Here is a 21,983-nt window from a genome sequence, read left to right as displayed (position 1 = left end):
CGGCGTTCTTAGAGAAGTTTGTGCTCCATGGCGTACTTCACCAGTTCCGCCAGGGAGGTGATGTTGAGTTTTTGCATCAGCCGCGCCTTGTGGGTGCTGATGGTTTTGCTGCTCAGGGCCAGTTGCTGGGCGATGTCGTTGACGTTGGCGCCCTGGGCCAGGCGTTCGAACACCGAGAATTCACGCTCGGACAACAACGAGTGCAACGGCCGCGAATCGGTCAGGCCGACTTCGAAGACCATGCGGTCGGCCAGGTCCGGGTCGATGTAGCGCCCGCCCGCCGCGACCTTGCGGATTGCCGTCAGCAGCAGTGCCGGATCGCTGTCCTTGGTCGCATAACCCGCGGCGCCGACCTTCAACGCTCGAGCGGCCATTTGCGCTTCGTCGTGCATCGACAACACCAGAATCGCCGGCGGATTGTTCAAGGCGCGAATCCGCGGAATCGCCTCCAGCCCGTTAACCCCGGGCATGGAGATGTCCAGCAAGACCACTTCACAGGGAACATGACGCAAGGTCTCGAGCAACTGCTCACCATTGCTCGCCTCCCCTACCACCAGCAAATCCTTGGCCAGGCCGATCAATTGCTTGATGCCTTCGCGGACGATGGTGTGGTCTTCGGCTACCAGTACACGGATCACTTACTTCTCCTCATCCAGCGGCACTCGCACGCTCAGGGTCGTGCCTTCACCCGGTTCACTCTCAAGCGACAACTGCCCGCCCATGATCAACACTCGCTCGCGCATGCCGACCACCCCGAAGGAGGTTGACCTACCGGTGGCAGGGACAAATCCTACGCCATCATCGCTGACGGTCAGACACAACTCGTCACCTTCAAGCACCAGCGTCAGTTCAACAGTATGCGCCTGGGCATGGCGCATGACATTGGTCAGCGCTTCCTGAAGGATCCTAAACAGACCAATCGCCTTGGCATCACTGAGCAGCGGCAGGTTCTCCGGCACCTGCACCAAGCACGGAATCTGCGTGCGCGCCTCGAATCGGCGGGCCTGCCATTCGATAGCCGAGGCGATCCCGGCGTCGAGAATCGGCGGCCGCAGCGCCGTGGCCACGTCGCGTACCAATTGGAACAGCTGCGCGATCAGTCGCTTCATGCTGTTCAAGCGCTCGTTCAGACCAGGGTCGAGCTGGGCGTAGGCCAATTCGCACATGGAGGTTTCCAGCTTCAACACGGTGAGCATCTGACCCAGTTCGTCGTGAACTTCCCTGGCGATGCGGGCTTTTTCTTCTTCTCGCACACTCTCCAGGTGCGCGGACAATTCACGCAACTGTTCGCGAGAGCTGGCCAGTTCCAATTCGATGCGCTTGCTCTCGCTGATGTCCCAGACGATCCCGTCCCAGACATAGGCGCCGTCTTCGAGTCGGCGGGTGATGGCCTTGATCTCGGCCCAGCGCTGTTCGCCGGAACGGGTGAGAATCCGTCCCTGCCATGACCAGTCACTGTCGGTATCCAGCGCATGGTCCTGGGTTTGGTGATAACTGGCCTTGTCGTCCGGGTGCACCAGACTGCGCAAGCCTTTGTCGCGATGGGCCAGGGTGGCCGGCGCGTAACCGACCAGGCTCTCGCTGCCTTCACTGATGTAGGCAAAATCGATCTGTCCCGTCACCGGCGCCCGCTCCAGACGAAAGACCAGCCCCGGAACGTTGGCGGCGATCCCTTGCAGACGCGCCTCGCTTTCCTGCAGCGCAGCCAATGCACGACGGCGCTCGGTGACGTCATTGAGGTAAACCACCAGGTATTCGCTGTCGCGAAACCGCAAAAAGCTCAGCGAAACATCCACCGGCAGGTTGCTGCCATCCGCCCGTATGCAGTTGGTTTCGAAACTTTGCGGGCCGTCCTCGCTGGCCCGGGCGCGCTTCCACAGGTTCAGCCAGCGGTCCATGTGCAAGCCGGGCTCGAAGTCGATCAGCGGCCGATCAATGATCCCGCCCGCCGGATAACCCAGCATGGTTTCGGCCGCGCGATTGGCGTAGCGCACATGGCTGTCCCAGTTGACCCAAAGGATGCCGACAGTGCTCTGGTCGATGGAAAACTGGGTGAGGCGCAAGGCTTCTTCGCTGGCGGCACGCAAGGCAATGTCTTCACGCGCGGCCCGCAAACGATGCTCAAGACTGTGCTGCTGCCGACGCTGCCAGAACACGATGGCCATGCTGCTCAGCATCAGCACCGCCAACAACAGGCAAAGGTTTTGCCAGAAACCCGGGGACTCGGTCAGGCGCGGGTATTTGGGTTGCAGCCATTGGTTGTGCAGCTGCTCCAGGTCCTTGGCGGGGATCGCCCGCAGCGCGCTTTCGACGATGCCGGCCAGTTCTGGCCAATCCCGGCGCGTGGCCACCCGCAACAATTGCGGCAAGCCGATATCACCGACCACCACCAGCCCGGCGAACTCAGGTTCGGCGGACAAACGCCCCAACTGCGCTTCGTCGATGACGGCGTAACTGGCCTGCTGACTCAATAACAGTTGCAGTGCCTGGCGTTCGATCGGTACGCCTTGAAGGTTCAGGTGCGGGTAATTACTGCGCAGGTATTCTGCGGTGGCACCGGGCATGCGCACGGCGACGCGGGTCTGGCTGTCGAGTTTTTCCAGCTCGACCACGCCGGTGCTTTTCTGGTCGCTGACCACCAGTTGCGGCACCCGCATATACGGGTCGGAAAACTGCCAGAGCCGCAAGCCACCGGGGGTTTGGGTCAGCCCCGGAGCGATGTCGATTTCACCCTCGCGCGCGGCGGCTTCCAGTTGCGCCAGGTCGGGAAAGTTGCGCCAGCTCAGCTCGACCTTGAGCGCCTTGGCCAGCCACTTCATCAGCTCGACATTGACCCCCGACAAACGCTGCAAGCGGCGATCGTATTGGGCGTAGGGCACCTGCAACACCAGCCCCACGCGCAATTCGCCATGCTGCGCCAGCCATTGCTGCTGGCCCGCGGACAATTGCGCGACGTGCACCGGGGGCGCGGGAGCCGCCCAGCCCATCAAGGGAAACCACAAACAGCCGATAACCCACAGGCAGCGAAAACGCATCATCGAAATCTCACACACTGACAAATACTGACCAACCCATTAGGCTGCCGGAATAACTTCTGGCCTGGAATATCCGATGCCCCCTGTCTACCGCCTGGCACTGCCAGCATTGTGCCTGTCGCTGATCCTGCCATGCGCCTTTTCTGTCGAGGCCGCCGACCCGGCACCTGCCGCAACGCAAACACCCGGCGAAGAAAAACCGCTCGAGCGCCAGCCGCTGCTTGAGCGTAGTCAGGAAGAGGCGTCTGCACTTGAGCGACAGATCCCGGCTCAGGAACAGCAGCAACTGCAAGCAGGTGGCGACACGTTTCTGGCCTTGTGGAAACCGGCCAATACCGCCGAACCCAAAGGCGCGGTGATTATCATCCCGGGGGCCGGCGAAACCGTTGACTGGCCGCAAGCAATCGGTCCATTGCGCCGTAAATTGCCGGACGCCGAGTGGAGCAGCCTGAGTATCACCCTGCCGGACCTGCAAAGCGATGCCATCGCGCCGCGTATCGTCGAAGTCGCACCCACACCAAAAGCCGCTGACCCCGGCAGCAAAGACTCGACCACCGCCGCGCCCATTGAACAAGCAGCGGGCGGTGAAGCGGAGGTGGCGGACAAGGCGATCGCCGAAACCACCGAGGAACAGGCCAAAGCCGACGCCGAACGAATCTTCGCCCGCATCGACGCCGCGATTGCCTACGCCGAACAGCAAAGCGCTCGCCGCATTGTCGTGCTGGGGCATGGCACTGGCGCCTACTGGGCCGCGCGATACCTGAGCGAGAAGCAGCCCTCGCAAGTGGAGAAATTTGTGATGGTTGCCGCTCAGATGCCGGCGAAAGCCAAACCAGAGCTGGTCGAACTGACACCGACCCTGAAGCTGCCCACCGCAGACATTTTCTATATGGACAAGCCGCTGGATCGCAACCTGGCGCTTGAACGCTTGCAAGCCAGCAAACGCTTGAAGACTGTGGGGTTCAGTCAGGTTTCGCTCAAGGCGTTGCCGGGTAATTCCAAGGCTGAGCAAGAGCAACTGTTCCGTCGGGTGCGGGGTTGGTTGAGTCCACAGAACGCGGTCAACTGATAGACCGCGTCGCCCCATTCGCGAGCAAGCCCGCTCCCACATTTGACCGGTGTACACAGGACAAATGTGGGAGCGGGCTTGCTCGCGAAGGGGGCGTACAAACACTACAAATCTGTCGCCCTAACGAAAATCCCGCCGCTCACGAATCAATGTATAGGCGCTATGCAGTTCGCGGGTCTTGTCAGTGGCTTCGCGCACCTGCAGCGCCGTCGCACCGCTGCCGGCGATCTTGTCCGGGTGATGGCGACTCAGCAGGCGTCGATAAGCACGCTTGATCTGCGCCGGCTCGGTGGTCGCCGAAACGCCCAGAAGCCGCAGGGCATCTTGATAGGTCAGCGCGCTGCTGGTCTTTACAAACTTGTGCTGCTCGTAATCGGCCGCCAGAGCCTGCACCTGCTGTGACGTCCAGCCCAGCCATTTACCCCACTGCCTGATCAGCTCTCGCTCAGCACTGCCGGCGCGGCCATCCGCCCAGATCATCCGCCAGCAGGCGCGCAAGACGCCTTCGGCCGCATGAGGCTGAGTGCTCAAGCGGCGCAAATAACCGCGCAACCGGTCATTTCCCGACTTGCCGCGATTGAACGCGGCAATGGCCCGGCGCTGGGCCGACTCGGTCATGTCCAGAGAACGCATTTCCTGACGAGCCTGCTGGATGTGGCCCTCGACCACCCTGCCATCGCTCTTGGCCAGGCGTCCCAACAACACAAACAGCAGTTCATCGTTGCGCAGCACTGGGCGGCCACCGAGCTTTTCCCGCAAGTGCGCCCAACTCTGTATGTGCAAGTGCCGGTCCAGCACCTGCCCCAACAAGGCGCCAAGCATGGCCCCCGGAATGCTGGCGATGTAAAAGCCCGCTCCGGCTCCAATCAGAGTCCCTGGCCACAACATGTCAGCGTCTCGCTTCTAACAAGGCTTCGACTTCTGCCAGACGCTCGTGAGTGCCAACATCCACCCAATGTCCCTTCAAGTGCTCGCCGGTAACCTGACCATTGGCCATGGCCTTGCGCAGCAGCGGTGCAAGCTTGAAGGCACCGGCGGAGCAACCGTCGAACAGCTGCGGATGCAGGACCGCGATGCCGCTGTAGGTCAGGGTTGCAGTGCCCGGTTGAGCGTCGCGGACTTGCCCGTCGACCAGGCTGAAATCGCCGGTCGGGTGATGGGCCGGGTTGTCCGCCAACACCAGATGCGCCAGCCCGGTGATGGGTTGGTGCAACGTGCTGAAGTCGTAATCGGTCCAGATGTCACCGTTGACCACCAGAAAGGCCTCGTCACCCAGCAACGGCAGCGCGCGGAAAATCCCGCCTCCGGTTTCCAGCGGCTCACCTTCCGCCGAATACTGAATGCGTACGCCATATTGCGAGCCATCGCCCAGGTAGTTTTCGATCAACTGGCCGAGCCAGGCATGGTTGATCACCACCTCGGTAAACCCCGCCACCGCCAAGGCTTTCAAGTGATACTCGATCAACGGTATGCCGCCAGCGCGAACCAGCGGTTTCGGCGTGGTCAGGGTCAGCGGGCGCATGCGCTCGCCTTTGCCGGCAGCCAGAATCATTGCCTTCATGCATTCACTCCAGCACGCAGACTCAGCAGCAACACATCCAGCTCGGCCAGTTCAGGACGGCGGGCGATCACGGCGTCTATATATGCAAAGAAGCGTGGCACATCGCCGAGATAACGTGGCTTGCCGTCACGGTGGCAGATGCGGGCAAAGATGCCGATCACTTTCAGGTGCCGCTGCACGCCCATCAGGTCACTGGCCCGCAGGAAATCTTCGAAGTCGGGCTGAACCGGGATTCCGAGATCGCCCGCTTGCTGCCAGTAAGCTTCCAGCCAGCCGCGCACGCGCTCCTCGGGCCAGCTGAGGAATGCATCCTTGAACAGGCAGGTCACGTCGTAGGTCACCGGACCATAGACGGCGTCCTGGAAATCCAGCACGCCAGGGTTGGGCTCGCTGAGCATCAGGTTGCGCGGCATGTAATCGCGGTGCACCAGCACTTTGGGCTGGGCCAGTGCGCTGTCGATCAATAGCTCGGTCACGTTCTGCCAGAGCACTTGCTGCGCCGAGTCGAACTCGATGCCCAACTCGCGCTTCACGTACCACTCAGGGAACAATTCCAGCTCTCGGCGCAGCAGCGCCACGTCATAACTTGGCAGCGGTGCAACCATCGGCAACTGCTGAAAAGCCAGCAGCGCTTGTAGGGCATCCTTGAACAAATCATCGGCATTTTCGCTGTCGATCACGTCGAGGTAGGTCTTGTTGCCCAGGTCATTGAGCAAAAGAAAACCACGTTCGAGGTCTTCAGCATAAATTTTCGGAACATTTATTCCGGATTTCCCCAGTAAAAAAGCGATATCCACGAAGGGTTTACAGTTTTCCTGGGGCGGTGGCGCATCCATCACGACGAAGCTTCGGCCCTCGCCTTCCCAACGAAAATACCGTCGAAAACTCGCATCGCTACTGGCCGCGGTCAACGTGGCCGGGGGTACGGCACCCCAACCCTGCTCTGCAAAAAGGACAGCCAATTGCTCATCGAGCCAAACTTTCAGGTGTTGCAAACGTACATCTTGATCAGGCATTGCAAGGGTCTCCGACGGCGCTAGCCGTCAAGCGGGTCATGCTTTATTATCCAGCATCTTTTTCAGACCATCGAGAGGCGTGCGGCCCACACCGCGGGCAGATGGCACGCAGGAAGCCCGGACTAATAAGATGGCATTGAAATCCCCCGCGTTTCGTAAAAAATTTCCGTTGTTGGTTACCGGCAGTCTGCTGGCCCTGCAACCTCTAGCCACTTCGTTCGTGGTCGCCGCGGAACAGTATGACTGCTCAGTCTCTGCTTCGGGTGCCTGGAACTGTGCGCCAAAATCTCCAGCAGCTGCGCTGCCACCGCGCCCCGTCCATGACGGCAGTGCGGCGGCAACCACCAGCGGCGAGACTCCGGCTGACAGCGGTTTAAGTCAAGACACCGGCGCCAAGCCTGTGCTGGTGACCGAAGCCAAGGGCCGCGGCCTGAAGTCGCGTAGCGAAGACTACAGTCACCTCGACTGGGTTCCGCGCGAGAAGCTCACTGCAGCGCAATTGGCCGAAACCGGTCCTTACTGCGCTGGTTCCTATATCGAACCGATTCGTCCTGGCATGAATGACAAGACGAATAAAAGTGACGCTCCGACCTTCCTCGGCGCCAAAGCCTCTCGCTATAAGCAGGATGAGCAAGTCGCGACCCTCGCCGGTGACGTGGTCATGCGCCAGGGCAGCATGCAGGTCGAAGCCGACGAAGCGAACCTTTACCAGGCCGAGAGCCGTGGCGAACTGAGCGGCAACGTCCGTGTTCGCGACAACGGCGCACTGATCGTTGGCGACCACGCCGACGTGCAGCTCGACACCGGTGAAGCCAAGGTCGACAACGCCGAATACGTGATGCACAAATCCCGTATCCGCGGCAGTGCGCTGTACGCCAAGCGTGCCGAGAACGCGATCATCCGCCTCAAGGATGGTACGTACACCACGTGCGAACCGGACAGCAACGCCTGGCAGCTCAAGGGCAACAACATCACCTTGAACCCGGCCACCGGCTTCGGTACCGCGACCAACGTGACGCTGCGGGTCAAGGACATTCCGGTCCTGTACACGCCGTACATCTATTTCCCGATCGACGACCGTCGCCAGTCCGGCTTCCTGCCGCCGACCATCGGCACCGGCAGCGATACCGGCTTCTTGCTGGTCACACCGTATTACTTCAACCTGGCACCCAACTACGATGCCACGTTGTACCCGCGCTACATGAGCAAGCACGGGCTGTTGATGGAAGGCGAATTCCGTTACCTGACCCCGTCCAGCGAAGGTCAGTTCGGCGCCGCGTACCTCAACGACGAAGACACCGATCGCAGCAAGCAGACCGACTACCAGAAAAACCGCTACATGTATAACTGGCAGCACAAGGGCGGTCTCGACTCGCGCGTTCTGACCCAGGTCGATTACACCAAGATCAGCGATCCGTATTACTTCCAGGATCTGCAGACTGACCAGATCGGGGTTAAAAGCTCTGATTATGTGAACCAGCAGGGTTCTGTCACCTATCGTGGCGACAGCTACACCGCTCGTTTGAACGCACAGGCTTATCAGCTCGCGACCATTTCGAACATCACACCGTATGACCGCTTGCCACAGATCACTTTCGTGGGTCAGCTGCCGACTCATCCTGGTGGCCTGAATTTCGACTACGAGACAGAAGTCGTACGGTTTGACCGTGACTTGAAGGACGGTGACTTCGTAAACGAAGATGGCACCGTTGATCCGCGCCTGGATAACAACGTTGCGGGACTGGCACGTGCCAACGGCGATCGTTTGAATCTCAAACCGGGTGTCAGCCTGCCGCTGGACTGGACTTATGGCTTCCTGAAGCCATCGCTCAAGTACCAATACACCCAGTACCAACTGGACCTGGACGGTAAAGGGAAAAGCGACATCGCTGCCCAAGATCAAGCCGCAGCTGACGCTGGGACTGAAAATATCAATGGTCATTTCGACAGCAACCAGAACCGTGGCGTGCCGATTGCAAGCATCGATAGCGGCCTGTACTTCGATCGCAATACCCAATGGTTCGGCAAGAATTATCGCCAGACCCTCGAACCGCGCCTGTTCTACCTGTACGTCCCTGAAACGGATCAGGAAGACATTCCGGTCTTCGACACCAGCGAATACACCTTCAACTATGCGTCGTTATTCCGTGACAACCGCTTCTCCGGCGCCGACCGCGTCGGCGACGAGAACAAACTGTCCTTGGGCGTAACCAACCGCTGGATCGAAGACAATGGCTTCGAACGTCAACGCATCAGCGTCGGCCAGGCCGTGTACTTCAAGGATCGCGAAGTCCAGTTGCCGGGTATCGATGCAAAAACCCGCGACGACGCGCATTCCAATGTTTCACCGTATGCGCTGGAATACGAATACCGCTGGAACCGTGATTGGCGCACCACGGCCGATTACAACTGGGACCCGGACAGCCGCAGCCCTCGCTCGGGCAGCGCGATGTTCCACTACCAGCCTGAAGACAACCCGAACAAGGTCATCAACGCCGGCTATCGCTATCGTAATGACCAGGTCCGTTACGACCAGAACACCGGTAAATGGCAAGTGGGCGGCGGTGACTACGGCACCCCGGGCCAACCTGGCTACGTGAAGGACTACTACAAGATCCAACAGCACGATTTCTCGGTGATCTGGCCGATCGTGCCGCAATGGAACGCCATCAGCCGCTGGCAGTATGACTACAACCGTAACCGTACCCTGGAAGCTTTCGGTGGTTTCGAGTACGACAACTGCTGCTGGAAACTGCGCCTGATCAACCGTTACTGGGTTTCGTATGACGAGTTCAGTCAGAACGCCCCGGAAAACGAAAAAGGCGACCACGGCATCTTCCTACAAATTGTTCTGAAGGGACTCGGCGGCCTCACCGGCGCCAAAGTAGAGAGCTTCCTCGACAAAGGCATCCAAGGTTATCGTGAACGTGAAGACCAAGCTTTCTGATTGTCTGCGCCCGCTGATGCTGGGCGCGCTGTTCCTGGGTACCGCGGCGAACGCCGCGGTGGAGTCCATCGATAAAGTGGTGGCCATTGTCGATAACGACGTGGTCATGCAGAGCCAACTGGACCAACGGGTTCATGAAGTTCAGCAAACCATCGCCAAGCGCGGTGCTGCAGTACCGCCGGCTAACGTGCTGGATCAGCAGGTACTTGAACGCCTGATCGTCGAAAACCTGCAACTGCAGATCGGCGAACGTTCCGGCATCCGCATTACCGATGAAGAACTGAACCAGGCTGTCGGCACCATTGCCCAGCGCAACAACATGTCCGTGGATCAATTCCGCGCCGCTCTGACTCGCGACGGTCTGTCTTACGACGACGCCCGTGACCAGATTCGCCGCGAAATGATCATCAGCCGTGTGCGTCAGCGTCGTGTGGCCGAGCGTATCCAGGTTTCCGAACAGGAAGTGAAGAACTTCCTCGCTTCCGACCTTGGCAAGATGCAACTGTCCGAAGAGTTCCGCCTGGCCAACATCCTGATTCCTACGCCGGAAAGCGCCAACTCCGACGCGATTCAGAATGCAGCCAAGCAAGCCGACGCGGTTTACCAGCAACTCCAGCAAGGCGCTGACTTCGGTCAGTTGGCAATCGCCAAATCCGCCAGCGAAACCGCACTGGAAGGCGGCGACATGGGCTGGCGTAAAGCCGCTCAACTGCCACCTCCGTTCGATCGCCTGCTCAGCACCATGGCAGTGGGTGATGTGACCCAACCTATGCGTACTCCGGGCGGCTTCATCATTTTGAAGATCCTCGACAAGCGTGGCGGCGAAACCCAGGTGCGTGACGAAGTGCACGTGCGTCATATCCTGGTCAAACCGAGCCCGATCCGCGACGAAGCAAAAACCAAAGCGCTCGCTGAGTCCCTCTACTCCCGCATCGAATCGGGCGAAGACTTCGGCGAACTGGCGAAAAGCTTCTCGGAAGATCCAGGTTCCGCCCTCAACGGTGGCGACCTGAACTGGATCGACCCGAATGCACTGGTTCCCGAGTTCCGCGAAGTGATGGCCAAGACCCCACAAGGTCAGCTGTCCAAGCCGTTCCAGACTCAATATGGCTGGCACGTCCTGGAAGTCCTTGGCCGTCGTGCCACTGACAGCACCACCCAGGCCCGTGAGCAGCAAGCGATGACCGTATTGCGTAACCGCAAATATGATGAAGAGCTGCAAACCTGGCTGCGTCAGATCCGTGACGAAGCGTACGTAGAGATCAAACTCCCTGGTGCAGACCAGGCAGCGCAGTGAAACCCAAACGTTTCGCGCTGACACCCGGCGAACCGGCCGGCATAGGTCCCGACCTGTGCCTGCTGCTCGCCTCGCAAGCCCAGCCACATCCCCTGATTGCCATTACCAGCCGCGACCTGCTCCTCGAGCGGGCCGCGCAGCTGGGCGTGGTCGTCGATTTGCTGCCGGTAACCCCGGACCGCTGGCCGGATGTACCCGCGCCAGCCAACAGCCTGTATGTCTGGGATACACCGCTCAACGCCAAGGTCACTGCCGGGCAACTGGACAAGGCCAACGCGGCTTTCGTTCTGGAAACCTTGACCCGAGCGGGCCAAGGCTGCCTGGACGGGCATTTTGCCGGCATGATCACCGCCCCTGTGCACAAGGGCGTGATCAATGAATCCGGAATCGCCTTTTCCGGGCATACGGAATTTCTCGCCAACCTGACCCATACCGCACAAGTGGTGATGATGCTCGCCACTCGCGGATTGCGCGTGGCGCTGGTCACCACTCACCTGCCCCTTCGCGAGATTGCCGATGCGATCACGCCGGAGCGCCTGGAACGGGTCACGCGAATTCTGCACGCCGATCTGCAAGAAAAATTCGGCATTGCCCGGCCACGCATCCTCGTGTGTGGGCTCAACCCCCATGCCGGCGAAGGCGGACACCTGGGCCATGAAGAAATCGACATCATCGAACCTACATTAGAGCGCCTGCGCGGCGAAGGAATGGACCTTCGTGGCCCCCTGCCCGCCGACACTCTGTTTACCCCCAAGTATCTGGAGCACTGCGATGCAGTGCTGGCGATGTACCACGACCAGGGCCTGCCTGTGCTGAAGTACAAAGGCTTCGGCGCGGCAGTCAACGTGACCCTCGGCTTGCCGATCATCCGCACATCGGTGGACCACGGCACTGCCCTGGACCTGGCCGGTAGCGGCAAAATCGACACCGGCAGCCTGCAAGTCGCCCTGGAAACCGCCTACCAGATGGCCGAGACCCGTTTATGACCGAGCATTACCAACACAAGGCGCGCAAACGCTTTGGCCAGAACTTCCTGCACGATGCCGGCGTTATCGACCGTATCCTGCGCGCCATCCGCGCCAAGCCCGAAGACCGCCTGCTGGAAATCGGCCCTGGCCAGGGTGCTCTGACTCAAGGCCTGCTTAACAGCGGCGCCCAGTTGGACGTGGTGGAACTGGACAAGGATCTGATCCCGATCCTCAACCAGCAATTTGCCAGCAAGAGCAATTTCAGCCTGCATCAGGGTGATGCTCTGAAGTTCGACTTCACCAGCCTGAACGCTGCGCCGAACAGCCTGCGGGTGGTCGGCAACCTGCCGTACAACATCTCTACGCCGCTGATTTTTCACCTCCTGCATAACGCCAGCCTGATTCGCGACATGCACTTCATGCTGCAAAAAGAAGTGGTCGAGCGCCTGGCAGCAGGCCCTGGTGGTGGTGACTGGGGCCGCTTGTCGATCATGGTTCAGTATCACTGCAGGGTTGAACATCTGTTCAACGTTGGCCCGGGCGCGTTCAATCCGCCGCCAAAAGTCGACTCAGCTATCGTGCGCCTGGTGCCTCACGCAGTACTGCCGCACCCGGCCAAGGATCACAAGCTGTTGGAGCGCGTCGTGCGCGAAGCCTTTAACCAGCGCCGCAAGACCCTGCGCAACACCCTCAAGCTGCTGCTGAGCAACGCTGAAATCGAAGCCGCCGGCGTCGATGGCAGCCTGCGCCCCGAACAGCTCGATCTGGCCGCCTTCGTGCGCCTGGCCGACAAGCTCAGCGAACAAGTCCTACAGACGCCCGCCGCCGACTGACAGGCAATGAGCGTTATCGGGTAGGACGCCAGACGCGATGTCTGGTTTACTACCCGATACTTGGCCTAGACTGAGTTCATTCAGCTACGCCCCGCGTCCCGCTTCGTTTTTAAGGCCTCTTGCATGTCCGATCCTCGTTATCAGGTCGACGTCAGCGTCGTCACCCGCTATCTGGCAGAACAATCGCAACCCGAGCAAAACCGCTTTGCCTTCGCCTATACCATCACCGTGCACAACAATGGCGAGCTACCGGCCAAACTGTTGTCGCGGCACTGGGTGATCACCGACGGTGACGGGCATGTCGAAGAGGTACGCGGGGCCGGTGTTGTTGGCCTGCAACCGTTGATCGCGGTGGGCGAAAGTCACACCTACAGCAGCGGCACCGTCATGACCTCCAAGGTCGGCACGATGCAGGGCACTTATGAAATGGTTGCCGACGACGGTAAACACTTCGACGCCATCATCGCCCCATTCCGCCTGGCGGTGCCCGGAGCCCTGCACTGATGGCAACGTATGCCGTCGGCGACCTGCAGGGCTGCCTTCAAGCACTGCAATGCCTGCTCAAGCAAGTCGCCTTCGACCCGACACGGGATCGTCTGTGGCTGGTCGGCGATCTGGTCAATCGTGGCCCGCAGTCGCTGGACACCTTGCGCTTCCTCTATAGCATCCGCGAATCGCTGGTGTGCGTACTCGGCAACCACGACCTGCACTTGCTGGCCGCCGGGAAAAACATCGAACGCCTGAAGAAGTCCGACACCCTGCTCGAGATTCTGGGAGCGCCCGATAGCGCGGAACTGCTGGAGTGGCTGCGCCAGCAAAAACTCATGCATTACGACGAACAACGCGATGTTGCCCTGGTACATGCTGGCATTCCGCCGCAGTGGTCGCTGCGCAAAGCCCTGAAGTACGCCGCCGAAGTCGAGGCTGCATTGCGCGACGATAACCTGTTGCCGCCCTACCTCGACGGCATGTACGGCAACGATCCGGCGAAATGGGACAACGACCTCAAAGGCGTGACACGCTTGCGGGTGATTACCAACTATTTCACCCGCATGCGGTTTTGTACCGCCGAGGGCAAGCTTGACCTCAAAAGCAAGGAAGGCCTCGATAATGCGCCACCGGGCTACAAACCCTGGTTTCAACACAAAGAGCGCAAGACCAAGGGCCTGAAGATCATCTTCGGCCACTGGGCCGCTCTGGAAGGCCGATGCAATGAGCCGGGCATCTCGGCCCTCGACACCGGTTGTGTCTGGGGTGGCGCCTTGACCCTGATGAATGTCGACACCGGTGAACGCCTGTCTTGCAAATGCGATGAGCATGGCCTTGTCCTGCCGCCAGTCGCCGCACCTATCCCCGAACCATCGTCAGCAAGCGCCCCGCGCTAGACTGCGCTTTCAGCCGAGCCACAGGAGCCCGCCATGAGCGAATTCAAACGTATCCCCCCGGAACAGGCCCAAGCCCTGCGCGAGCAAGGCGCGGTAGTGGTCGATGTCCGCGACCCAGCAACTTTTGCCGCGCTGCACATCGCCGGCTCGAAGCATCTGGATAACCACTCCCTCTCGGATTTCATCCGCGCTGCCGACCTCGACGCACCGACCGTGGTCGTCTGCTACCACGGCAACTCCAGTCAGAGCGCCGCCGCGTACCTCATTAGTCAGGGCTTCTCCGACGTCTACAGCATGGATGGCGGTTTTGAGCTGTGGCGTACGACTTATCCTTCGGAAACGGCGCAAGGCACTTCCGAATAATTTTTTTGTAACGCGCAAGCCCCGTCCCCCGGGGGCTAGCGCGGTGGCAGACGAACGGTCTGCCACAACTAATTACGTATCTCGCCTTTACCTGCCGAATAAGCAACTATCCTTAAGCGCAGGCCATCCAAAACAGGGGAGAGCCGGTACACCGGCGCGCGGGTCATCGGGAGTAGCTTTCGGGGTCGTCAGCTTCGAAAGAGTTCTGGGGGGTAAACAGCGACTGCATATTCGGTCGCTGCCAGCATCGACTGAATGATCCGGCGTCGGCTCCACGTATCGAGCGAGGTGACGTCATGAGTATCTTTAGCCACTTCCAACAACGCTTCGAGTCCACACGCCAGGAAGAACTCTCGCTGCAAGAGTATCTTGAACTGTGCAAAAGCGACCGTAGCGCCTACGCTTCCGCCGCCGAGCGTCTGTTACTGGCCATCGGTGAGCCGGAGCTTCTCGACACTTCGGCCAACTCGAGGCTGTCGCGGATCTTTTCCAACAAGGTAATCCGCCGCTATCCGGCCTTTGAAGACTTCCACGGGATGGAAGAATGCATTGACCAGATCGTGTCGTATTTCCGTCATGCCGCTCAGGGCCTGGAAGAGAAGAAGCAGATTCTCTATCTGCTCGGTCCTGTGGGTGGCGGTAAATCGTCCCTGGCCGAGAAGCTGAAACAGCTGATCGAAAAAGTGCCCTTCTACGCGATCAAGGGCTCGCCGGTATTCGAATCACCTCTGGGTCTGTTCAACGCCACCGAAGATGGCGCGATCCTCGAGGAAGACTTCGGCATTCCACGGCGCTACCTCAACACCATCATGTCGCCATGGGCGACCAAACGCCTCGCCGAGTTCGGCGGTGACATCAGCCAGTTCCGTGTGGTGAAGCTGTATCCGTCGATCCTCAACCAGATCGCAGTGGCCAAGACCGAGCCGGGAGATGAAAACAACCAGGACATTTCGGCACTGGTGGGCAAGGTCGATATCCGCAAACTCGAAGAATTCCCGCAGAACGATGCCGACGCCTACAGCTACTCGGGCGCACTGTGCCGGGCCAACCAGGGCCTGATGGAATTCGTCGAAATGTTCAAGGCGCCGATCAAGGTGCTGCACCCACTGCTGACCGCCACCCAGGAAGGCAACTACAACAGTACCGAAGGTCTGGGGGCCATTCCGTTTACCGGGATCCTGCTGGCCCACTCCAACGAATCGGAATGGCATACCTTCCGCAACAACAAGAACAACGAAGCCTTCATCGATCGGATCTACATCGTCAAAGTGCCGTACTGCCTGCGGGTCAGCGACGAAGTGAAGATCTACGACAAGCTCTTGTTCAACAGCTCCCTGGCCAAGGCTCACTGCGCGCCTGACACCCTGAAGATGCTTGCCCAGTTCACCGTACTGTCGCGACTCAAAGAGCCGGAAAACTCCAACATCTACTCCAAGATGCGCGTGTACGACGGTGAAAACCTCAAGGACACCGATCCGAAGGCCAAGTCGATCCAGGAATACCGCGACAACGCGGGTGTCGACGAAGGCATGAACGGCCTGTCGACTCGCTTCGCGTTCAAGATCCTGTCGAAAGTGTTCAACTTCGATCCGCACGAAATCGCTGCCAACCCGGTGCACTTGCTTTACGTGCTGGAACAACAGATCGAACAGGAACAATTCCAGGCGGAAACCCGCGAACGCTATCTGCGCTTCCTCAAGGAGTACCTGGCACCGCGTTATATCGAGTTCATCGGCAAGGAAATCCAGACCGCCTACCTCGAGTCTTACAGCGAGTATGGCCAGAACATCTTCGATCGCTATGTGCTGTACGCCGACTTCTGGATCCAGGACCAGGAATACCGCGACCCGGAAACCGGCGAGATCCTCAACCGCGTAGCGCTGAACGAAGAACTGGAGAAAATCGAAAAACCGGCCGGCATCAGCAATCCGAAGGATTTCCGCAACGAAATCGTCAACTTCGTACTGCGTGCCCGGGCCAACAACAACGGCAAGAACCCGACCTGGCTCAGCTACGAAAAACTGCGGGTGGTCATCGAGAAGAAAATGTTCTCCAACACCGAGGACCTCCTGCCAGTCATCAGCTTCAACGCCAAGGCCAGCAAAGAGGACCAGCAGAAGCACAACGACTTCGTCACACGGATGGTCGAGCGGGGCTACACCGACAAACAGGTACGACTGCTGTCCGAGTGGTACCTGCGGGTCAGAAAATCACAATAACCCGCTGCCGGTCAGACCGGTTGTCGTCAGCCAGAGGCCTGTGTACGCGTTTTCTGTTACACAGACCTCTGGAAGGTGTTCGAAAGTCGGTAGCGAGGTCAGTCAGCGTCCAAAAGCGCTTGGGGGAGCGTGCACATCCCTTGGCACCGTCGATGCTGCATAACCGCTCGCCCCTTTCAGGACAGCTTCTAAGGAGCAGTCATGAGCTATGTGATCGACCGACGTCTCAATGGCAAGAACAAGAGCACGGTGAACCGTCAGCGGTTTCTGCGGCGTTACCGTGATCACATCAAAAAGGCTGTCGAAGAGGCGGTCAGCCGGCGCTCCATTACCGATATGGAACACGGCGAACAAATCAGCATTCCCGGTCGCGACATTGACGAGCCGGTGCTTCACCACGGTCGCGGTGGCAAGCAGACCGTCGTGCACCCGGGCAACAAGGAGTTCACCAGTGGCGAGCACATTGCCCGTCCGCCCGGAGGTGGCGGTGGCAGAGGGCCGGGCAAGGCCGGCAACACGGGCGAAGGGATGGACGAGTTCGTCTTCCAGATCACCCAGGAGGAATTCCTCGAATTCATGTTCGAGGACCTCGAACTGCCGAACCTGGTCAAGCGCAACCTGACCGGCACCGACACCTTCAAGACCGTTCGTGCCGGGATCAGTAACGAAGGCAATCCGTCGCGGATCAACATCATCCGCACCTTGCGCTCGGCCCATGCTCGGCGCATCGCCCTGTCTGGCAGCAGCCGGGCAAAATTACGCGAGGCCAAGGAAGAACTGCTGCGCCTCAAGCGTGAAGAGCCAGACAACTTCGGCGACATTCAGAAAGTCGAGGCGGAAATCGAAAAACTCAGTGCGCGCATTCATCGCGTACCGTTCCTCGATACCTTCGACCTCAAGTACAACTTGCTCATCAAGCAGCCCAACCCCAGTTCCAAGGCGGTAATGTTCTGCCTGATGGACGTGTCCGGCTCCATGACCCAAGCGACCAAGGACATCGCCAAGCGTTTCTTTATCCTGCTGTACCTGTTTCTCAAGCGTAACTACGACAAGATCGACGTCGTGTTCATTCGCCACCACACCAGTGCCCGGGAAGTGGACGAAGAAGAGTTTTTCTATTCTCGCGAAACCGGCGGCACCATCGTTTCCAGCGCCTTGAAACTGATGCAGGAGATCATGGCCGAACGCTATCCGAGCAATGAGTGGAACATCTATGCCGCCCAGGCTTCCGACGGCGATAACTGGAACGACGACTCGCCGATCTGCCGCGACATTCTGATCAACCAGATCATGCCGTTCGTGCAGTACTACACTTACGTTGAGATTACCCCGCGCGAACATCAGGCCCTGTGGTTCGAGTACGAACGCATCGCCGAAGCCTTCTCTGACACTTTTGCCCAGCAACAACTGGTCTCGGCCGGGGATATCTATCCGGTCTTCCGTGAACTCTTCCAGCGCAGGTTAGTGACATGACCGCCAAAGAGCAGAAGCGCCAACCCATTTCCACCGGCTCCGAATGGACGTTCGAGCTGATTCAGGCCTACGACAAAGAAATCAGTCGTCTGGCGGCTCGCTACGCGCTCGATACTTACCCCAACCAGATCGAAGTGATCACCGCCGAGCAAATGATGGACGCCTACGCCTCCGTCGGCATGCCGCTGGGTTATCACCATTGGTCCTACGGCAAACACTTCCTCAGCACCGAGAAATCCTACAGTCGCGGCCAGATGGGGCTGGCGTACGAAATCGTGATCAACTCGGACCCTTGCATCGCCTACTTGATGGAAGAAAACACCATCTGCATGCAGGCTTTGGTCGTTGCCCATGCCTGCTACGGGCATAACAGCTTTTTCAAAGGCAATTACCTGTTCCGCACCTGGACTGACGCCAGTTCGATCATTGATTACCTGGTGTTCGCCAAGCAATACATCATGCAGTGCGAAGAGCGCCACGGTATCGACGCGGTCGAGGACTTGCTGGATTCCTGCCATGCCCTGATGAACTATGGAGTCGATCGCTACAAACGCCCATATCCGATTTCCGCCGAAGAAGAACGTCGCCGGCAAAAGGATCGGGAAGAGCATTTGCAGAAGCAGATCAACGATCTGTGGCGGACCATTCCAAAAGGTGCGGACAAGTACAGCGACAAGGACAACGCGCGCTTCCCCGCCGAACCTCAGGAAAACATCCTCTACTTCATCGAAAAACACGCACCACTGCTGGAACCATGGCAGCGGGAAATCGTGCGGATCGTGCGCAAGATCGCCCAGTATTTCTACCCGCAACGTCAGACCCAGGTGATGAACGAGGGCTGGGCCACGTTCTGGCATTACACCCTGATGAACGACCTGTATGACGAAGGCCTGGTGACCGACGGCTTCATGATGGAGTTTTTGACGTCCCACACCAGCGTGGTCTATCAACCCGGCTTCGACAGCCCCTACTACAACGGCATCAACCCCTACACCTTGGGTTTTGCCATGTACCGGGACATCCGCCGCATGTGTGAACACCCTACCGAAGAGGACTACCGCTGGTTCCCTGAAATTGCCGGCACCGACTGGCTGTCGAGCATCAAGTTCGCCATGAGTAGCTTCAAGGATGAAAGCTTCATCCTGCAATACCTGTCACCCCAGGTGATCCGCGACCTGAAGTTGTTCAGCATTCTCGATGACGACCAGAAGGAGGATCTGCTGGTCCCGGCCATTCATGACGAAGGTGGCTACCGCATCATCCGTGAAACCCTGGCGGCGCAGTACAACCTCGGCAATCGTGAACCCAACGTGCAGATCTACAGCATCGACCGGCGCGGTGACCGCTCCCTGACCTTACGTCACCAGCAACACGACCGTAAACCGCTGGGCGAGTCCACCGAGGAAGTGCTCAAGCACCTCCACCGCCTGTGGGGCTTCGATATTCATCTTGAAACCCTCCAAGGCGACCAGGTGATGAAAACCCATCATGTTCCGCCCAGAGGCGAGCACGCTGAAGGCGATTACGGGCGACTGGACCTGGCCGTTATTCATCTTTGATCCCGTTTCGGCCTCCGGAAGTTCGACGCAAAGGTTATTCTGTCGAGCTAACGGAGGTTTTTTATGCGGATTTATAAAGTCGGCGGTGCGGTACGCGATCGCCTGCTGGGCAAGCCTGTCACCGACATCGACTGGGTTGTGGTTGGCGCCACCACTGAAGAAATGCTCGCCAAGGGCTTTCGCCCGGTAGGCGCGGACTTCCCGGTGTTCCTTCACCCAAAAAGCGGCGAGGAATACGCCCTCGCCCGCACCGAACGCAAAAGCGGACGCGGTTACGGCGGCTTTACCTTTCACGCCAGCCCCGAAGTCACCCTCGAAGAAGACCTGATCCGTCGTGACCTGACCATCAACGCCATGGCCGAAGACGATCAGCAGAACCTGACCGATCCTTACCACGGCCAGCGCGACCTCGAGGCGCGCTTGCTTCGTCACGTTTCCCCCGCGTTTGCCGAAGATCCGCTCAGGGTTCTGCGCGTTGCCCGCTTCGCAGCTCGTTATGCGGGGCTCGGTTTCACCGTGGCGCCGGAGACACTGGAACTGATGCGCCAACTCAGCGAGTCAGGTGAACTGGAAGCCTTGACCGCCGAACGCAGCTGGAAGGAAATTTCCCGCGCCCTGATGGAAGATCAGCCACAGGTGTTCATCGAAGTGCTGCGCGAATGTGGCGCTCTCAAAGTATTAATGCCGGAAGTCGATGCCCTGTTCGGCGTGCCGCAACCGGAAGCCCATCACCCCGAAATCGACACCGGCGTGCACACTTTGAGCGTGCTGGAACAGGCCGCGCGGCACAAACAACCACTTACCGTGCGTTGGGCCTGCCTGCTGCACGACCTCGGCAAGGGACTGACGCCCGAGGCAGAGTGGCCCCGACACATAGCTCATGAGCACAAGGGCTTGAAGCTGATCAAAGCGTTCAACGAACGCTTCAAGGCGCCGAAGGACTGTCAGGAACTGGCACTGCTGGTGGGCGAATACCACACCCACGGCCATCGCGCGCTGGAACTGAAGCCGTCGACTTTGCTGGAGTTGCTGCAGAGTTTTGACATTTACCGTCGGCCGCAGCGGTTCGAGGAATTTATCGCGGCGTGCGAGATGGACGCCCGAGGACGTAAAGGGCTGGAGCAGCGAAGTTATCCACAGGCTGATTATTTGCGCGGAGCAGCGAATGCTGCGCGGGCTGTAGCGGTTCAGCCGTTGCTGGACAAGGGATTCAAAGGACCGGAGCTGGGCGAGGCGATCAAGCGCGAGCGGCTCAAGGCGCTGAAGGCTTACAAAGACGCGGCGTCTGCCTGAAAAAGCTTCGCGAGCAAGCCCGCTTCCACAAGGTCAGCGCAAGCCCTGTGGGAGCGGGCTTGCTCGCGAAGGCGTCATCCGCATCACAACAATGCTGAAGGGGTCAGTTGCTCGCCGCGCCACTCAAACGCCACCGGCGCCAACACCTGATCAATCTGCGCCTCACGCCACAACGTCGCAAAACTCTTGCCCACACCCGGATGCACGCGATCCGGCGCAATCAGCGACAACGGCCACAACACGAAGGCATTTTTCAGAATTTCTGCCCGCGGCAGGATCAAGCCATCGAAGTTGCCCACCAGATCACCGAACAGCAACACGTCGATATCCAGCGGCAAGCCTTTGCGGTCCGGCGCATAACGGCCATTGTCCGCCTCGATGAATTTCAGCCGGCGATCCAGCTCCATCAGCGGCAAATCGGTAAAAGCCGATACCACAAAATTGAAGAAAGGCCCGCTCTTGATCCCCACCGGTTGACTTTCGAACACCGCCGAGCAGCGTATATCCACGAGGAAACCGGCCAAGGCTTCCAGGCCAGCCTGCAAATGGGATTCGCGCTCGATATTGCTACCGAGCCCGAGAAACACCTGAGTCAGCGACATCCGCGCTCAATCTCCACGCCCACACCGCCTGTGGCAGCCGGGATGGCGCCTGGCTTGGTCAGCTTGAGGCGCATCCAGGTGATATTGAATTCGCTCATCAGGACTTCAGCCAGACGCTCGGCGAAGGTCTCGACCAGTTGGAACTGCGCCTGCTCGGCAAAGGCCTGGATACGCGACGACACACTGGCGTAATCGAGTGCCAGCGTCAGGTCATCACCGGCCGCGGCCGGGCGATTATCCCAGGCGAAACTCAGATCAAGACGCAAGCACTGTCGGATGCCTCGCTCCCAGTCGTAGGCACCAATCACGGTGTCGACTTCCAGGCCCTCGATAAACACTCTGTCCAAGCACTTTTCTCCGCTG

19 protein-coding genes are annotated in these 21,983 nt (G+C 59.2%); 12 read left to right on the top strand and 7 right to left on the bottom strand.

Translation table 11 applies throughout. From position 1 onward, the window contains the following. Positions 1 to 8 precede the first annotated feature (8 nt). Positions 9 to 638: a response regulator gene (locus ACQ4OB_RS15710; protein WP_003210977.1), complete on the bottom strand. Its 630-nt coding sequence runs from the start codon at positions 636 to 638 to the stop codon at positions 9 to 11. Then, positions 639 to 3,038 carry a PAS domain-containing sensor histidine kinase gene (locus ACQ4OB_RS15705; RefSeq protein WP_430956009.1) on the bottom strand — a complete coding sequence of 800 codons (2,400 nt, stop codon included), beginning with the start codon at positions 3,036 to 3,038 and terminating at the stop codon, positions 639 to 641. It abuts the gene before it with no gap. 73 nt (positions 3,039 to 3,111) lie between these two features. On the opposite strand from ACQ4OB_RS15705, the gene ACQ4OB_RS15700 reads away from it, so the two are divergent. Further along, complete coding sequence (locus ACQ4OB_RS15700; protein ID WP_074871386.1) at positions 3,112 to 4,104, top strand: alpha/beta hydrolase family protein; 993 nt, start codon at positions 3,112 to 3,114, stop codon at positions 4,102 to 4,104. 120 nt (positions 4,105 to 4,224) lie between these two features. Here the strand turns inward: ACQ4OB_RS15700 and ACQ4OB_RS15695 are convergent, their stop codons facing one another. From ACQ4OB_RS15695 to ACQ4OB_RS15685, 3 genes are read right to left on the bottom strand one after another with little or no spacing between them, the layout of a single operon-like run. Next, positions 4,225 to 4,992, bottom strand: coding sequence for a TerB family tellurite resistance protein (locus ACQ4OB_RS15695; RefSeq protein WP_074871388.1), 768 nt, complete (start codon positions 4,990 to 4,992; stop codon positions 4,225 to 4,227). 1 nt (position 4,993) lies between these two features. Beyond that, positions 4,994 to 5,665, bottom strand: a complete 672-nt coding sequence (murU, locus tag ACQ4OB_RS15690) for an N-acetylmuramate alpha-1-phosphate uridylyltransferase MurU (protein WP_430956008.1) — start codon at positions 5,663 to 5,665, stop codon at positions 4,994 to 4,996. Continuing rightward, positions 5,662 to 6,681: an aminoglycoside phosphotransferase family protein gene (locus ACQ4OB_RS15685; protein ID WP_102614866.1), complete on the bottom strand. Its 1,020-nt coding sequence runs from the start codon at positions 6,679 to 6,681 to the stop codon at positions 5,662 to 5,664. The genes murU and ACQ4OB_RS15685 overlap by 4 nt, the downstream gene beginning before the upstream one ends. Positions 6,682 to 6,811: 130 nt before the next feature. Here ACQ4OB_RS15685 and ACQ4OB_RS15680 point away from each other — a divergent pair, with 130 nt between their 5' ends. From ACQ4OB_RS15680 to ACQ4OB_RS15630, 11 genes are all read left to right on the top strand, one after another. Further along, positions 6,812 to 9,628 carry an LPS-assembly protein LptD gene (locus ACQ4OB_RS15680; protein ID WP_430956007.1) on the top strand — a complete coding sequence of 939 codons (2,817 nt, stop codon included), beginning with the start codon at positions 6,812 to 6,814 and terminating at the stop codon, positions 9,626 to 9,628. Then, the gene (surA, locus tag ACQ4OB_RS15675; RefSeq protein WP_139273350.1) at positions 9,609 to 10,925 is read left to right on the top strand and encodes a peptidylprolyl isomerase SurA; all 1,317 of its coding nucleotides are present in this window, start codon (positions 9,609 to 9,611) and stop codon (positions 10,923 to 10,925) included. The genes ACQ4OB_RS15680 and surA overlap by 20 nt, the downstream gene beginning before the upstream one ends. Further along, positions 10,922 to 11,911, top strand: coding sequence for a 4-hydroxythreonine-4-phosphate dehydrogenase PdxA (pdxA, locus tag ACQ4OB_RS15670; RefSeq protein ID WP_430956006.1), 990 nt, complete (start codon positions 10,922 to 10,924; stop codon positions 11,909 to 11,911). Before surA ends, pdxA begins: the two co-directional genes overlap by 4 nt. Next, the gene (gene rsmA, locus ACQ4OB_RS15665; protein WP_008147203.1) at positions 11,908 to 12,726 is read left to right on the top strand and encodes a 16S rRNA (adenine(1518)-N(6)/adenine(1519)-N(6))-dimethyltransferase RsmA; all 819 of its coding nucleotides are present in this window, start codon (positions 11,908 to 11,910) and stop codon (positions 12,724 to 12,726) included. Before pdxA ends, rsmA begins: the two co-directional genes overlap by 4 nt. A gap of 123 nt (positions 12,727 to 12,849) precedes the next feature. Next, positions 12,850 to 13,230 (top strand): Co2+/Mg2+ efflux protein ApaG, encoded by a 381-nt coding sequence (gene apaG / locus ACQ4OB_RS15660; protein ID WP_074871397.1) that lies wholly within the window; start codon positions 12,850 to 12,852, stop codon positions 13,228 to 13,230. Continuing rightward, entirely contained in the window at positions 13,230 to 14,111 is an 882-nt protein-coding gene (locus ACQ4OB_RS15655; protein WP_430956005.1) for a symmetrical bis(5'-nucleosyl)-tetraphosphatase, read from the top strand. Before apaG ends, ACQ4OB_RS15655 begins: the two co-directional genes overlap by 1 nt. 33 nt (positions 14,112 to 14,144) lie before the next feature. Then, the gene (gene glpE, locus ACQ4OB_RS15650) at positions 14,145 to 14,474 is read left to right on the top strand and encodes a thiosulfate sulfurtransferase GlpE (protein ID WP_074871401.1); all 330 of its coding nucleotides are present in this window, start codon (positions 14,145 to 14,147) and stop codon (positions 14,472 to 14,474) included. 296 nt (positions 14,475 to 14,770) lie between these two features. After that, positions 14,771 to 16,693: a PrkA family serine protein kinase gene (locus tag ACQ4OB_RS15645; RefSeq protein ID WP_033056218.1), complete on the top strand. Its 1,923-nt coding sequence runs from the start codon at positions 14,771 to 14,773 to the stop codon at positions 16,691 to 16,693. Between the two features lie 201 nt (positions 16,694 to 16,894). Beyond that, entirely contained in the window at positions 16,895 to 18,166 is a 1,272-nt protein-coding gene (locus tag ACQ4OB_RS15640) for a YeaH/YhbH family protein (RefSeq protein WP_074871403.1), read from the top strand. Then, positions 18,163 to 19,725 carry a SpoVR family protein gene (locus tag ACQ4OB_RS15635; RefSeq protein ID WP_074871405.1) on the top strand — a complete coding sequence of 521 codons (1,563 nt, stop codon included), beginning with the start codon at positions 18,163 to 18,165 and terminating at the stop codon, positions 19,723 to 19,725. The genes ACQ4OB_RS15640 and ACQ4OB_RS15635 overlap by 4 nt, the downstream gene beginning before the upstream one ends. 63 nt (positions 19,726 to 19,788) lie before the next feature. Then, positions 19,789 to 21,018: a multifunctional CCA addition/repair protein gene (locus ACQ4OB_RS15630; RefSeq protein WP_430956004.1), complete on the top strand. Its 1,230-nt coding sequence runs from the start codon at positions 19,789 to 19,791 to the stop codon at positions 21,016 to 21,018. An 83-nt stretch (positions 21,019 to 21,101) separates the two neighbouring features. Here the strand turns inward: ACQ4OB_RS15630 and folK are convergent, their stop codons facing one another. Together folK and folB are read right to left on the bottom strand one after the other, a co-directional pair. After that, positions 21,102 to 21,620 carry a 2-amino-4-hydroxy-6-hydroxymethyldihydropteridine diphosphokinase gene (gene folK, locus ACQ4OB_RS15625; RefSeq protein ID WP_074871408.1) on the bottom strand — a complete coding sequence of 173 codons (519 nt, stop codon included), beginning with the start codon at positions 21,618 to 21,620 and terminating at the stop codon, positions 21,102 to 21,104. After that, positions 21,611 to 21,967 carry a dihydroneopterin aldolase gene (folB, locus tag ACQ4OB_RS15620; protein ID WP_008008297.1) on the bottom strand — a complete coding sequence of 119 codons (357 nt, stop codon included), beginning with the start codon at positions 21,965 to 21,967 and terminating at the stop codon, positions 21,611 to 21,613. Before folB ends, folK begins: the two co-directional genes overlap by 10 nt. Positions 21,968 to 21,983: the final 16 nt, after the last annotated feature.

The organism is Pseudomonas sp. ES4 (assembly GCF_050586665.1).
GTDB lineage: Bacteria > Pseudomonadota > Gammaproteobacteria > Pseudomonadales > Pseudomonadaceae > Aquipseudomonas > Aquipseudomonas frederiksbergensis.
Note: the sequence above shows the minus strand (reverse complement) of the source record. Positions and strands in the feature narration are given on the sequence as shown.